The sequence below is a fragment of the Azospirillum sp. UENF 312511 genome (assembly GCF_058780635.1).
Window position 1 is genome coordinate 538,253 of record NZ_JBSNCG010000005.1, and the last position, 13,321, is coordinate 551,573.

Sequence of the window (13,321 nt, forward strand, 5' to 3'; positions counted from 1 at the left end):
GAGGACGACGGCCATGACCGTCCTGAAGAGCGCCCTGAACCCGCGCTCCGCCGAGTTCCAGACGAACGCCGACGCCATGTCCGCCCTGGTCGCCGATCTGCGCGAGAAGGTGGGCGCGATCAAGCAGGGCGGCGGCGCCAAGGCCCGCGATAAGCACCTGTCCCGCGGCAAGCTGCTGCCGCGCGAGCGCATCCGCCAGCTCCTCGACGTGGGATCGCCCTTCCTGGAGCTGTCGCAGATGGCCGCCCACAAGGTCTATGACGACGACATCCCGGCGGCGGGCATCATCACCGGCATCGGCAGCGTGGCCGGGCAGGAATGCATGGTGGTCGTCAACGACGCCACGGTGAAGGGCGGCACCTACTTCCCCCTGACCGTCAAGAAGCACCTGCGCGCCCAGGAAGTGGCGCAACAGAACAACCTGCCCTGCATCTATCTGGTGGATTCGGGCGGCGCCAACCTGCCCAACCAGGACGAGGTGTTCCCCGACCGCGACCATTTCGGCCGCATCTTCTTCAATCAGGCCAACATGTCCGCGCAGGGCATCCCGCAGATCGCCGTGGTGATGGGAAGCTGCACGGCGGGCGGCGCCTATGTGCCCGCCATGTCGGACGAGGCGATCATCGTGCGCAACCAGGGCACCATCTTCCTCGGCGGCCCGCCGCTGGTGAAGGCGGCGACCGGCGAGGTGGTGTCGGCGGAGGACCTCGGCGGGGCGGACGTGCACTCCCGCACCTCCGGCGTGACCGACCATTACGCGATGAACGATGCCCACGCGCTCGCCATGGCGCGCAAGGTCGTGTCGAACCTGAATCGCAGCAAGCGCATCGACATGGACCTGCGCGAGCCGCAGGAGCCGGCCTACGACCCGCGCGAACTCTACGGCGTGATCCCCAGCGACCCGCGCAAGCCCTTCGACGTGCGCGAGGTCATCGCCCGCGTGGTCGATGGTTCCGTGCTGGACGAGTTCAAGCCGCTCTACGGCACGACGCTGGTCTGCGGCTTCGCCCACATCTTCGGCTATCCGGTGGGCATCATCGCCAACAACGGCATCCTGTTCAGCGAATCCGCCCTGAAGGGCGCGCATTTCGTCGAGCTGTGCTGTCAGCGCGGCATTCCGCTGGTCTTCCTCCAGAACATCACCGGCTTCATGGTCGGGCGGAAGTACGAGGCGGGCGGCATCGCCAAGGACGGCGCGAAGCTGGTCACCGCCGTCGCCTGCGCCAAGGTGCCGAAATTCACCGTCATCATCGGCGGCAGCTATGGCGCCGGCAACTACGGCATGTGCGGGCGCGCCTATTCCCCGCGCTTCCTGTGGATGTGGCCGAACTCGCGCATCTCCGTCATGGGCGGGGAGCAGGCGGCGGGCGTGCTCGCCCAGGTGCGGCGCGACGCCATGGAGTCCCAGGGCAAGAGCTGGGCGCCGGAGGAGGAGGAGGCCTTCAAGGCGCCGATCCGCCAGCAGTACGAACACCAGGGCCATCCCTACTACGCCTCCGCCCGGCTGTGGGACGACGGAATCATCGACCCGGCGGACACCCGCATGGTGCTCGGCCTCGGCCTGTCGGCGTCGCTGAACGCCCCGGTCGAGAAGACCACCTTCGGCGTGTTCCGGATGTGAGCGGGGGAACGACGAGCATGAGCGACATTCTGATCGACATCGCCGCCAGCGGCGTCGCCGCCGTCACGATGAACCGGGCGGAGGTGCACAACGCCTTCAACGAGCGGGTCATCGCCGATCTGACCGACGCCTTCCTCAGCCTGGGATCGAACCCGGACGTCCGCGCCATCCTGCTGCGCGGCGCGGGCAAGAGCTTCTCCGCCGGAGCCGACCTTGGCTGGATGAAAAAGATGGCGGGCTACAGCCATGGCGAGAACGTCGAGGACGCCATGGGCCTCGCCACCATGCTGCGCACGCTGGACGAATGCCCGAAGCCGACCATCGCCGTAGTGCAGGGTCCGGCCTTCGGCGGCGGGGTGGGGCTGGTCGCCTCCTGCGACATCGCCATAGCCGCCGAGACCGCCAGCTTCGCCCTGACCGAGGTGCGGCTGGGCCTGATCCCCGCGGTCATCAGCCCCTACGTCGTCGCCGCGATGGGCGAGCGCGCCTGCCGCCGCTACTTCCTGACGGCGGAGCGATTCTCCGCCGCCGAGGCCCTGCGGCTCGGCCTGCTGCACCAGACCGTGCAAGCGACGGAGCTGGACGCGGCGGTCGAGGTGATGGTGCGCAATCTCCTGCAATGCGGCCCGGCCTCCCAGACCGCGGCGAAGGAGCTGATCCGCGCCGTGGCGCGCCGTCCGCTGGACGACGCGCTGGTCCGCGACACGGCGGAGCGCATCGCCCGCCAGCGCGCGAGCGACGAGGGAAGGGAGGGCGTCGGCGCCTTCCTGGAGAAACGCGAACCGGCGTGGCGGAGCTGAGTCCCATGGTTGAGACAGGCATGTTCGACAAGATTCTGATCGCGAACCGTGGCGAGATCGCCTGCCGCGTCATCCGCACCGCCCGCCGCATGGGCATCCGCACCGTCGCCGTGTACTCGGAAGCCGACGCCCGCGCCATGCATGTGGAAATCGCCGACGAGGCCGTCTGCATCGGCCCGGCGCCGGTCGGCGAGAGTTACCTGCGCGGCGACGCGATCCTTGAGGTCGCCAAGCGCACCGGCGCCCAGGCCATCCATCCCGGCTACGGCTTCCTGTCGGAGAACGCCGGCTTCGCGGCGGCCTGCGCCGAGGCCGGCGTGGTCTTCATCGGCCCGCCGATCGAGGCCATCCGCGTCATGGGCTCCAAGGCGGAATCCAAGCGCGTGATGTCGCAGGCCGACGTGCCGCTGGTCCCCGGCTTCCACGGCGAGGCCCAGGACCTGGAGACGCTGGCCGCGGAGGCCGAGCGCATCGGTTATCCCGTGCTGGTCAAGGCGTCGGCGGGCGGCGGCGGCAAGGGCATGCGCGTGGTCCGCACTCCTGGCGAGTTCGCCGACGCGGTGGCCGGCGCCAAACGCGAGGCGAAGGCCGCCTTCGGCGACGACAGCGTGCTTCTGGAGAAGTATCTGGGCCGCCCGCGCCATGTGGAGATCCAGGTCTTCTGCGACACCCACGGCAACGGCGTCTATCTGTTCGAGCGCGACTGCTCGATCCAGCGCCGCCACCAGAAGGTGATCGAGGAGGCTCCGGCCCCGGCGCTGCCCGACGACCTGCGCCGCCGCATGGGCGAGGCCGCGGTGGCCGCCGCCAAGGCGGTGAACTACGTCGGCGCCGGCACGGTGGAATTCCTCTACGAGGACGGCGGCTTCTACTTCATCGAGATGAACACCCGCCTCCAGGTCGAGCATCCGGTGACCGAGAAGATCACCGGCCAGGACCTCGTCGAGTGGCAGCTGCGCGTCGCCGCCGGCGGCACGCTGCCGCTGATGCAGGACCAGCTCACCCGCCGCGGCCACGCCTTCGAGGCGCGCCTCTACGCGGAGGATCCGCAGCGCGAGTTCCTGCCGGCCATCGGCAAGCTGGTCCGCCTGCGCCCGCCCGCCGAGAACGACCATGTCCGGGTGGACACCGGCGTCCGCGAGGGCGACGAGGTCACCATGTTCTACGACCCGATGATCGCCAAGCTGATCGTCTGGGACGAGGACCGCGACGCAGCACTCCGCCGCCTGCGCGTGGCGCTCGCCGCCTACGAGGTGGTTGGCGTCACGACAAACGTGGCCTTCCTCGGCGCCATCGCCGGGCATCCGGCCTTCCGCGCGGTGGAGATCGACACCGGCTTCATCGAGCGGCACCGCGCCGACCTGCTGCCTCCGCCGGCCCCGGTGCCGGACCGCGGGCTGGCCATCGCGGCGCTCAGTGTCCTGCTCCGCCGCAACGCGGAGGCCCGCAAGGCCCGCCGCGCCGCGTCGGACCCCTGGTCGCCCTGGCTGTCGGCCAGTGGCTGGCGCCTCAACGACGACAACCACCACGACCTGCGCCTGCTCGACGGCGATACGCCGCGCGGCCTGACCCTTCATTTCCGCCCCGACGGCTACGAGATCGAGGTGGAGGGCCGCCCGGCCATCCGGGCGGAGCGGGTGACGCTCGACGGCGAGACGCTGACCGCCACCATCGACGCGGTGCGCACCCGCGCCACGGTGGTCTGCCAGGGTCTGGACCTGACCATCCTGTCGGACGGAGTGGTGTGGCGCCTGCATCTCGACGACCCGACCGCCCGCGCCGCGGAGCAGGAGGGCGGGTCCGGCCGCCTGACCGCGCCGATGCCGGGCACCGTCGTCCGCGTCCTGGTCGAGCCGGGCCAGACGGTGGAGGCGGGCGCGCCGCTGATGCTGCTGGAAGCGATGAAGATGGAGCACACCATCAAGGCCCCCGCCGCCGGCACGGTCAGCGCCGTCAACTTCGCGGCGGGCGATCAGGTGTCCGAAGGCGTGGACCTGCTGGTCCTCGACGTGGCGGAGGGATGAGCATGCGCCTGCCGAAAAGCGTCCGCATGGTGGAGGTCGGCCCGCGCGACGGCCTCCAGAACGAGAAGCAGATCGTCCCGACGGCGGTGAAGATCGGTCTGGTCGACCGGCTGACCGACGCCGGGCTGACCGCCATCGAGGCCGGCAGCTTCGTGTCGCCCAAATGGGTTCCGCAGATGGCCGACACGCCGGACGTCTTCGCCGGCATCCGGCGCAAGGAGGGGGTGCGCTACGTCGCGCTCACCCCGAACGCCAAGGGGCTGGAGGGTGCGCTCGCCGCCCGCGCCGACGAGGTGGCGGTCTTCGCCGCCGCGTCGGAGAGCTTCAGCCGGAAGAACATCAACTGCTCCATCGCCGAAAGCCTCGACCGCTTCGTTCCGGTGCTGGAGCAGGCGAAGGCGCAGGGGGTGCCGGTGCGCGGCTACGTCTCCTGCGTGCTCGGCTGCCCCTACGAGGGGGAGATCGCCCCGGCGGCGGTGGCCGAGGTGGCCGGCCGGCTGCTCGCCATGGGCTGTTACGAGGTTTCCCTCGGCGACACCATCGGCACCGGCACGCCGGCCAAGGCCCAGGCGATGATATCCGCGGTGGCGGAGCGCGTGCCGATGGACCGCATCGCCGTGCATTTCCACGACACCTACGGCCAAGCGCTCGCCAACATCCTGGCGACGCTGGAGATGGGCGTGGCGGTGGTGGACAGCTCGGTCGCCGGGCTCGGCGGCTGCCCCTACGCCAAGGGGGCGTCGGGCAACGTGGCGAGCGAGGACGTGCTCTACATGCTGAACGGGCTGGGCGTCGGGACGGGGGTGGACCTCGACCGGCTGGTGGTGGCTGGCGCTTATATCAGCGATGCCATCGCCCGCCCGACCGCCTCGAAGGTCGCCCGCGCGCGGGGATGTGCGTAAAACACGGGGAAAGAGGGAAGGGAAGGGCGCCATGAGCTTCACGAACCTGCTGGTGCATGTGGACGACAGCGACCGCTGCGGGGAGCGGCTGACCGTCGCCCTGACCCTGGCGCAGAAGCATGGCGCCACGCTGACCGGCCTGTTCGCGCAGAGCGACAGCTCCGGCGCCGGCATCGTCACGCGCAAGGCCGGCCCGGCGCTGACCCAGGCGGCGCAGCGGGCGCGGGAGCTGTTCGAGGAGAAGGCCCGCGAGGCCGGGGTGACCACCCGCTGGTGGCAGCTCAGCCACGGCGAGTACGGCCATGTCATCGCCGAGACGGTGATCTGCTCGCGCTACGTCGACCTCGCCGTCTTCGGCCAGCACGACCCGGAGGACAGCCGCGTTCCGGCGGACCTGCTCGAAGAGGTGGTGCTGAACGCCGGGCGCCCGATCCTGGTCGTGCCGCACAGCGGCAGCTACCCGCAGCTCGCCGACCGCCCGGTGATCGCCTGGAACGGCAGCCGCGAGGCCACCCGCGCCGTCAATGACGCGCTGCCGCTGCTGAAGCAGGCGAGTTCCGTGCTCCTGCTCGCCTTCCACACCCAGCCGCGGGCGGAGGGGGGCGGCAACGTCCCGCAAGTCGATATCCTGGAGCATCTGGCGAGCCACGGCGTGACGGCCATACAGGAACGCATGACCATCGCCAGCATGACCCCCATGGACGCCGTGCTGTCGCGCGCGTCCGACCATGGCGCCGATCTTCTGGTGATGGGCGGCTTCGGCGGCTATGGCGGCTCGCTGTTCCCGCTGTTCGGGCGGGGCAGCAACACCCGCCAAATCCTGCGCCAGATGACCCTTCCCGTTCTGTTGTCGCACTGAGTGTGTTCGCCCGAAACGTTGTTCGCACGAAACAAGGAAAGAAGAAGAAATGGCTGACGAGATGGCTCGCGACCCGCGCGAGGTGATGGAGTACGACGTCCTTGTCGTCGGAGCCGGCCCGTCGGGCCTGAGCGCGGCCATCCGCCTGAAACAGCTCGCCAACGAGGCGGGGCAGGTACTGTCGGTCTGCGTCGTCGAGAAGGGCTCGGAGGTCGGTGCCCACCTGCTCTCCGGCGCGGTGTTCGAGCCGCACGCCCTCGACGAGCTGATCCCGGACTGGAAGGAGAAGGGCGCGCCCCTGACCACCCCGGCCCGCGAGGACCGCTTCCTCTTCCTCACCGAGACCAAGGCGCTGAAGTCGCCCTTCGCCCCGCCGCAGATGCACAATCACGGCAACTACATCATCAGCCTCGGCAACCTCGCCCGCTGGATGGCCGGGCAGGCCGAGGAGTTGGGTGTGGAGATCTACCCCGGCTTCGCCGCGGCGGAGGTGCTCTACGACGACACGGGCGCCGTCAAGGGCGTGGCCACCGGCGACATGGGCATCGGCAAGGACGGCGAGAAGACCGCCAACTACACGCCGGGCATGGAGCTGCACGCCAAGCAGACCATCTTCGCCGAGGGCTGCCGCGGCTCGCTGACCAAGACGCTGTTCGAGCGCTTCGACCTGCGCCGCGACGCCGATCCCCAGACCTACGGCATCGGCATCAAGGAGCTGTGGGAGGTCGATCCCGCCAAGTCGCAGCCCGGCCTGATCGTCCACACCATCGGCTGGCCGATGGACCCCAAGACCTACGGCGGCTCCTGGCTCTACCACATGGAGGGCAACCTGGTGTCGGTCGGCTTCGTGGTCGGGCTGGACTACGAAAACCCGCACCTGTCGCCGTTCGAGGAGTTCCAGCGCTACAAGACCCACCCGGCGATCCGTCCGACCTTCGAGGGCGGGCGGCGCATCGCCTACGGCGCGCGGGCGCTCAGCGAGGGCGGCTTCCAGTCGATCCCCAAGCTGACCTTCCCCGGCGGTGTGATCGTCGGCGACGCGGCGGGCTTCCTCAACGTGCCCAAGATCAAGGGCAACCACACCGCGATGAAGTCGGGCATGCTGGCGGCCGAAGCGGTGCATGAGCTGCTCTCCGCCGAGGCTCCGGCGCGCGAGGCGGTGGCCTATCCGGAGAAGCTGAAGGCGTCCTGGGTGTGGTCGGAGTTGCACGCGGTGCGCAACATCCGCCCCGGCTTCCAGAAGGGTCTGTGGGCAGGTCTGGCCAACGCCGCCTACGAGACGGCGACCAAGGGCAAGTCGCCGTGGACGCTGCACCACCGGCACGGCGACCACGAGACGCTGAAGAAGGCGTCGGAGATGCCGAAGATCGCCTATCCCAAGCCGGACGGCGTGGTGTCGTTCGACCGTCTGTCCTCGGTGTACCTGTCGAACACCAACCACGAGGAGGACCAGCCGGCGCATCTGACGCTGAAGGACGCGTCGGTGCCGATCGCGGTCAATCTGGCGCTCTACGACGCGCCGGAGACGCGCTACTGCCCGGCGGGCGTGTACGAGATCGTGCGGGCGGAGGACGGCCGCGACCCGCGCCTGCAGATCAACGCGCAGAACTGCGTGCACTGCAAGACCTGCGACATCAAGGACCCCACCCAGAACATCAACTGGGTCGTCCCCGAGGGCGGCGGCGGCCCGAACTATCCGGGCGGGATGTGACGCCTCAACCCTCTCCCCTCTGGGGAGAGGGTGGCCCGGAGGGCCGGTGAGGGGGATGAGCGATTTGAAGCGTCCGGCATAAGCGCACCCCCCTCACCCTAACCCTCTCCCCAGAGGGGAGAGGGGACTTCAATAACGACATCAGGGAGAAAGCGCGATGCAGATCAACGGTCAGGCCGCCATCGTCACCGGTGGCGCCTCCGGCATGGGGGCGGAAACCGCGCGCCATCTGGCGAAGCTGGGCGCCAAGGTCACCGTGCTCGACATGAACGAGGCGGCGGTCAAGCAGGTGGCCGAGGAGATCGGCGGCCTGGGGCTGCTCTGCGACGTGTCGAGCGCGGAGTCTGCGGAGAAGGCCGTGGCCGAGGCCCGCGCGGCCCATGGCCCGGCCCGCATCGCGGTGAACTGCGCGGGCGTCGCCCCGGCCAAGCGGATCGTCGGGCGCGACGGTCCGATGGCGCTGGACGACTTCCGCAAGGTGATCGAGGTCAACCTGATCGGCACCTTCAACATGCTGCGCCTTGCCGCCGCGGACATGGGCACGCTCGACCCGCTGGAATTGGGGGAGCGCGGGGTGATCGTCAACACCGCTTCCGTCGCCGCCTATGAGGGCCAGATCGGGCAGGCCGCCTACGCCTCGTCGAAGGGCGGCATCGTCGCCCTGACGATCTGCGCCGCCCGTGATCTGGCGCGCAGCGGCGTGCGCGTCATGACCATCGCGCCCGGCCTGATCGGCACGCCGATGCTGCTGAACATGCCGCAGGAGGTGCAGGACAGCCTCGCCGCCACGGTGCCCTTCCCGAAGCGCTTCGGCCAGCCCTCCGAATACGCCCGCCTCGTGCAGCATATTCTTGAGAACGAAATGTTGAACGGCGAGGTGATCCGGCTGGACGGCGCCATCCGCATGGCGCCACAGTAAGGCCCTTACCGGCTCTTCTCCGCGCTGCGGAACAGCGTGGAGAAGAGCCGGGCGAGGCGGTCCTCCGGCTGCAGCCGGTCGCCGTTGGCGGTGAGGATGGCGCAGACCACCCGGCCATCGGCGGTGATGCCGGCGGCCGACAGGTTGAGCACGCCGACCTCCGAACCACCCTTGTAGCCGGTCCACCGCCAGCCCTCGACCGCCACCAGCGGCTCGGGAGAGCCGTTCAGCGCCGGATCGTCTCGCAGTTCCAGCAGCAGGCCGCACAGCTCCCGCGCGGTCAGATACCATTCGGCGTCCCACCACGTCGCCCTGGGCAGCAGGTCGGACGGGGAGGGCAGGGGAACTCCCGCCAATTCGTCGAGGATGGCGCGCCGCTCCTCCGGCGTGCCGGCGCCATAGGCGGTGCGCTTGGTCTCCGCCCCTTTGCGGCCAGCCGGAACAGGGCGCCGGTGGTCAGGAAGGGGCATGGCCTGACGCCGTCCCACCGCGTCCTTCGGTGCGATCGTCTGTGCCTGGGCGGGCAGAACGAGGAGGCCGGCACCGATCAGGATCGCCAGACAGGCGGGGAGGGCGCGCCATGAAAATCGACACCGGGACAGCGAAACCACCATCGCCCTTTCCCCTTTTCTCCGCACCGCGTCTGCAGATGCAGCGAAAAGGGGGAAAGGACAACCAATGGGCGATCAGCGCCGCTGTCCGTCCGGACCAGTTCCGCCTCAATCGTCCCAAATCGGCAGGGTGCCGAGCTGCGCGTTCGTCAGCGCGGTCGTCAGGGTCCGCCCGTCGTCGCGAAGCTGGTCCAGCCCGACGATCACCTCCTTGTCGCCGATCCCCACGCCATGCTCCACATCCACCACGACGGCGACCGGCTGCCCGGAGGCGTCCATCAGCACCTCCTCCACCTCGCCGATCTTCGTGCCGTCCGGTCCCAGCACATCCATGTCGTCCAGCTGCCCGACCGTCCGCTTGAGGGACGGCACCATGACGTTGTCGTCCTTCACCTCCCGATAGGCGTTGGCCGGGTTGGCGATGGCGGCGCTCTGCTGGGCGAGCGAGGGTCCGGCCGCGACCATGACGAGGGCGACCGCCGTTGCGGAAAGGAGCTTTCTCATCGCGTTTGCTCTCCTGCTGCTGACCGTGCAACAACATGGGGTCGCCGGCACGGTTCCATCCGACCCGCCGGTGCACATCGTCCGATTGCACAGGAACCGCCAATGCTCCGCTTTGCCACGACCATGCTGCTGGTGGCCTTGTCCGGCTTCGGCGTCCAACCCGCGCAGGCGCAAAGCGTGACGGCCGAAACCGTGAAGGAGGCCCGCAAGGTGGAGTCTTTTGACCTGCGCGCCGACCGGATGGGCCAGGATTACCGGGTCTTTCTCGTCCGCCCCGCGGAAGCGCCACCACCGGGCGGCTATCCGGTCATCTACCTCCTGGACGGCAACGCGACCGTGCCGATGATGGAAAAGGTCATCGGTCCGAATCCGCCGGAGCCCTACGGTTCTGCGGTGATCGTCGGAATCGGCTATCCGATCGACGGGCCGTTCGACATCCTCCGCCGCTACCGCGACCTGACCCCACCGACCCCGCCGGAGTTCATTCCACCGTCGCGGGACGGAACCTCCGTCATCGAAACCGGCGGGCGCGACGATTTCCTGACCTTCGTCGAGACGCAGGTGATTCCGGCGGTCGAAACGCGCCTGCCCATCGACCCGCAGCGCCGGACCCTGTTCGGCCATTCGCTGGGCGGGCTGTTCTCCCTCTACGTTCTCTACACCAAGGGGGACCTGTTCCAGACCTACGTCGCGGCCGACCCGGCGATCTGGTGGAGCGGGCAGGCCATCCTGAGAGAGCAGGCGGCGTTCCTTGAGCGGTCGAAGGGCAAGGGCGTGCCGCCCGGCACGGCGCTGCTGATCGAGACGTCCGGGAAGCTGGTGGAACGTCCGTTGCCGCCGGCGGACGCCGAGCGGCTGAAGCGCCTGCGCTCCGGGCAGACGGGGAGGGAGGTCGCGGCCACCCTGGCGACGGTTCCGGGTTTGCGACTCGCCTTCCATGACTTCGCCGAGGAAAGCCATGGCTCCATGCTGCCGCTGGCCGTGGCCGACACCCTGCGCTTCGCATTCGGGCGAAGCCCGGACTGATTTGGGAAGCGGCGCAGTCGCGCAGCCACCGGGCGATCTTCCGAATTGCCCTGCGCTCCCCACATGTGAACCCCACATGTGAACCGGCGTCCGCATGACGCGGGCAGTCAGACGAGGGGAGCGGATTCCTTGACCGTGCAGTCGATCTTCATGCCCGAGCCCATCTACCGGTACATGCTTGACGCTTCCCTGCGCGAGACCGCCATCCAGGCGAAGCTGCGCGCCGAGACGGCCACAATGACCGAGGCCCATTACCAGATCGCACCGGAGGAAGGGCAACTTCTGGCGTTCCTGGTGGAAATGATCGGCGCGCGCCGAACCTTGGACATCGGGACCTTCACCGGATACAGCGCGCTGGCGGTGGCGCTGGCCCTGCCGGAGGATTGCCGGGTCGTCAGCCTCGACATCAACGAGCAGTGGACGGCCCAGGCCCGCGCGATCTGGTCCGAGGCCAAGGTCGCGGGCAAGATCGACCTGCGCATCGGACCGGCGTTGGGCAGTCTCGACAAACTCATCGCGGAAGGCGCGGGCGATTCGTTCGACTTCGCCTTCATCGACGCCGACAAGGAAAACTACGACGCCTATTACGAGCGGAGCCTGCGCCTCGTGAGGCGCGGCGGCCTGATCGTGGTGGACAACACCTTGTGGCGCGGGCGAGTCGCCGACCCCGATGATCGCAAGCACAAGACCGAGGCCATTCGCGCCTTCAACGCGGCCCGTCTGAACGACGGGAGGGTTGCCCTGTGCATGCTGCCGGTGGGGGACGGCGTGACCCTCCTGCGGCGGCGCTGAGCGGTCGGCGGCCCAGCCGGGGCGGAAAGCGGATGCACGATGCCAAAGTCGGCGCGTCGCAACACGCCCTGCTCCCGCATGAGCGCATAAATTCCATAAGGTATGTTATGGAAAATAAGCCGAAGAAAGCCGTGACAACATCACTTCGACGACGATCCTTATGGAGACATCCTAAATTTTGCTCTATTCCATAAGAGGTATCGCCCACACCCGATCTCACCGCGGCGATGTTGATGGTCGATCGCACATGATGTCAGGTTCGGGCCTCTCTTCCGTCCATAGCTTCGCCCTCATACCGATGCGGAGGCGAAAGAGCTTCGGTTTTCTGACCGCCGGCCTGCTGGCGGCGATGGTCTGCGGCCCGTTCGCCGATCCGTCCCAGGCCGCGGACCAACCGCATCTCTCCACCGTCACCACGCTGCGCAAGGACGCGGACGGGCAAGCGGTCAAGATGCTGCAATTCGGCGTCTACCGGACGGAAGCCGACGCCTGGGTTGCCTGGAAAGCGATCGTCCGGCGCCAGCCGGACATGGTCGCCGATCTCGTTCCCCGAGTCTCCCAGCAACGGCCCGACCTTCCCGATTCCGGTTTCGTCCTGCGGGCCGCGCCCCTGCCTGACCTCGACCCCAACTTCGTCTGCCGCCGGATCGTCGGCGGCGGCGGCAGTTGCCTCGTGGTGGACGCCGCCGAACAACCGGCCGCCGCCCCCACCGCCGCACCGGAGGACAACGACCACAACGGCGTCGTCACCTACAGCCCGGACCAGAGCCGGGAAATGCAGGAGATCGAGCGGCAGGCGTCCCGTCTGTCGCGAATCGCCGCCATCGTCCCCGGCAACGAAGCGCGGGTCGACATTGGGGCGCTGAAGGCCAGCCGCTGGAACCTCTGCTCCCTGACCTTCGACGACGGGCCGCACCCGGCCGTGACCCCGCGCATCCTCGACATCCTGCGCGGCGAGGGAGTCCGGGCGACCTTCTTCCCGATCGGCAACGTCGCGGTCCGCCACCCACGGATCATCCAGCGAATCGTCCAGGAGGGACACGAGGTCGGCAACCACAGCCTGACCCACCCGAACATGCGCACCCTGAGCACCGAGGCCCAACGCGCGCAGATCGCGGAAACGAATCGCATCCTGGCCCAGGCCGGCGCCGACCCGGTGCTGTTCCGTCCGCCCGCCGGGCGCTGGAACAGCGACACGCTGACCGCCGTCGACCAGGAAAAGATGAGCCCCGCGCTGTGGAACGTCGACACGCGCGACTGGTTCACCCGCGACGCCGGCAAGATCATGGCGCAGCTTGAAGCCACCGGCACCATCGGCAGCGTCGTCCTGATGCACACCACCTACAACGCGACGGCGGAAGCCCTCCCCCGCGCCATCGGCCTGCTGCGCACGCGCGGCTGCCGCTTCGTCACCCTGTCGGAATGGATCACCAGCCTGAACAGCCTCGCCACGCCGCGCATCGCGCAGCGCTGAGGCCGGGGTAAACAGGGTGAAATGCACCCGCTGCCCCCCTCCCGGATGTCGGGAAAGGGGCGGTTCGGAACGGATGCG

General features: G+C 68.9%; 12 protein-coding genes. 10 read left to right on the top strand and 2 right to left on the bottom strand.

Features of this window, described 5'->3' with window-relative positions; genetic code table 11:
- Window positions 1-13 precede the first annotated feature (13 nt).
- The 7 genes from ACWPN7_RS30950 to ACWPN7_RS30980 all read left to right on the top strand — a co-directional run bounded on the left by ACWPN7_RS30950 (window position 14) and on the right by ACWPN7_RS30980 (window position 8,836).
- Window positions 14-1,621, top strand: a complete 1,608-nt coding sequence (locus ACWPN7_RS30950) for a carboxyl transferase domain-containing protein (protein ID WP_349620048.1) — start codon at window positions 14-16, stop codon at window positions 1,619-1,621.
- A 17-nt stretch (window positions 1,622-1,638) separates the two neighbouring features.
- Window positions 1,639-2,421, top strand: a complete 783-nt coding sequence (locus ACWPN7_RS30955; RefSeq protein ID WP_040136414.1) for an enoyl-CoA hydratase/isomerase family protein — start codon at window positions 1,639-1,641, stop codon at window positions 2,419-2,421.
- Window positions 2,422-2,441: 20 nt separating this feature from the next.
- A complete protein-coding gene (locus ACWPN7_RS30960; RefSeq protein ID WP_459197092.1) occupies window positions 2,442-4,445 on the top strand; it encodes an acetyl/propionyl/methylcrotonyl-CoA carboxylase subunit alpha in 2,004 nt (667 codons plus the stop codon).
- A 2-nt stretch (window positions 4,446-4,447) separates the two neighbouring features.
- On the top strand, window positions 4,448-5,347 hold the full coding sequence (locus ACWPN7_RS30965; protein WP_459197091.1) for a hydroxymethylglutaryl-CoA lyase: 900 nt from the start codon (window positions 4,448-4,450) through the stop codon (window positions 5,345-5,347).
- Between the two features lie 31 nt (window positions 5,348-5,378).
- A complete protein-coding gene (locus tag ACWPN7_RS30970) occupies window positions 5,379-6,206 on the top strand; it encodes a universal stress protein (RefSeq protein ID WP_040136410.1) in 828 nt (275 codons plus the stop codon).
- 61 nt (window positions 6,207-6,267) lie between these two features.
- The gene (locus tag ACWPN7_RS30975; protein WP_459197134.1) at window positions 6,268-7,917 is read left to right on the top strand and encodes an electron transfer flavoprotein-ubiquinone oxidoreductase; all 1,650 of its coding nucleotides are present in this window, start codon (window positions 6,268-6,270) and stop codon (window positions 7,915-7,917) included.
- A 157-nt stretch (window positions 7,918-8,074) separates the two neighbouring features.
- A complete protein-coding gene (locus ACWPN7_RS30980) occupies window positions 8,075-8,836 on the top strand; it encodes an SDR family NAD(P)-dependent oxidoreductase (RefSeq protein ID WP_492273659.1) in 762 nt (253 codons plus the stop codon).
- 5 nt (window positions 8,837-8,841) lie between these two features.
- On the opposite strand, the gene ACWPN7_RS30985 is transcribed toward ACWPN7_RS30980, so the two are convergent.
- On the bottom strand, window positions 8,842-9,306 hold the full coding sequence (locus tag ACWPN7_RS30985) for a hypothetical protein (protein WP_492273660.1): 465 nt from the start codon (window positions 9,304-9,306) through the stop codon (window positions 8,842-8,844).
- 249 nt (window positions 9,307-9,555) lie between these two features.
- Window positions 9,556-9,951 carry a PRC-barrel domain-containing protein gene (locus ACWPN7_RS30990; protein ID WP_051658477.1) on the bottom strand — a complete coding sequence of 132 codons (396 nt, stop codon included), beginning with the start codon at window positions 9,949-9,951 and terminating at the stop codon, window positions 9,556-9,558.
- A gap of 102 nt (window positions 9,952-10,053) precedes the next feature.
- Here ACWPN7_RS30990 and ACWPN7_RS30995 point away from each other — a divergent pair, with 102 nt between their 5' ends.
- The 3 genes from ACWPN7_RS30995 to ACWPN7_RS31005 all read left to right on the top strand — a co-directional run bounded on the left by ACWPN7_RS30995 (window position 10,054) and on the right by ACWPN7_RS31005 (window position 13,243).
- Window positions 10,054-10,977, top strand: coding sequence for an alpha/beta hydrolase (locus tag ACWPN7_RS30995; RefSeq protein WP_459197089.1), 924 nt, complete (start codon window positions 10,054-10,056; stop codon window positions 10,975-10,977).
- 135 nt (window positions 10,978-11,112) lie between these two features.
- The gene (locus tag ACWPN7_RS31000) at window positions 11,113-11,769 is read left to right on the top strand and encodes a class I SAM-dependent methyltransferase (protein WP_459197133.1); all 657 of its coding nucleotides are present in this window, start codon (window positions 11,113-11,115) and stop codon (window positions 11,767-11,769) included.
- 298 nt (window positions 11,770-12,067) lie between these two features.
- A complete protein-coding gene (locus ACWPN7_RS31005) occupies window positions 12,068-13,243 on the top strand; it encodes a polysaccharide deacetylase family protein (RefSeq protein ID WP_051658476.1) in 1,176 nt (391 codons plus the stop codon).
- Window positions 13,244-13,321: the final 78 nt, after the last annotated feature.

Bases quoted from the DNA above. Each gene is read 5' to 3' on its own strand.
- ACWPN7_RS30950 (WP_349620048.1), top strand. From the start codon at position 14: ATGACCGTCCTGAAGAGCGCCCTGAACCCGCGCTCCGCCGAGTTCCAG.
- ACWPN7_RS30955 (WP_040136414.1), top strand. From the start codon at position 1,639: ATGAGCGACATTCTGATCGACATCGCCGCCAGCGGCGTCGCCGCCGTC.
- ACWPN7_RS30960 (WP_459197092.1), top strand. From the start codon at position 2,442: ATGTTCGACAAGATTCTGATCGCGAACCGTGGCGAGATCGCCTGCCGC.
- ACWPN7_RS30965 (WP_459197091.1), top strand. From the start codon at position 4,448: ATGCGCCTGCCGAAAAGCGTCCGCATGGTGGAGGTCGGCCCGCGCGAC.
- ACWPN7_RS30970 (WP_040136410.1), top strand. From the start codon at position 5,379: ATGAGCTTCACGAACCTGCTGGTGCATGTGGACGACAGCGACCGCTGC.
- ACWPN7_RS30975 (WP_459197134.1), top strand. From the start codon at position 6,268: ATGGCTCGCGACCCGCGCGAGGTGATGGAGTACGACGTCCTTGTCGTC.
- ACWPN7_RS30980 (WP_492273659.1), top strand. From the start codon at position 8,075: ATGCAGATCAACGGTCAGGCCGCCATCGTCACCGGTGGCGCCTCCGGC.
- ACWPN7_RS30985 (WP_492273660.1), bottom strand. From the start codon at position 9,306: ATGCCCCTTCCTGACCACCGGCGCCCTGTTCCGGCTGGCCGCAAAGGG.
- ACWPN7_RS30990 (WP_051658477.1), bottom strand. From the start codon at position 9,951: ATGAGAAAGCTCCTTTCCGCAACGGCGGTCGCCCTCGTCATGGTCGCG.
- ACWPN7_RS30995 (WP_459197089.1), top strand. From the start codon at position 10,054: ATGCTCCGCTTTGCCACGACCATGCTGCTGGTGGCCTTGTCCGGCTTC.
- ACWPN7_RS31005 (WP_051658476.1), top strand. From the start codon at position 12,068: ATGCGGAGGCGAAAGAGCTTCGGTTTTCTGACCGCCGGCCTGCTGGCG.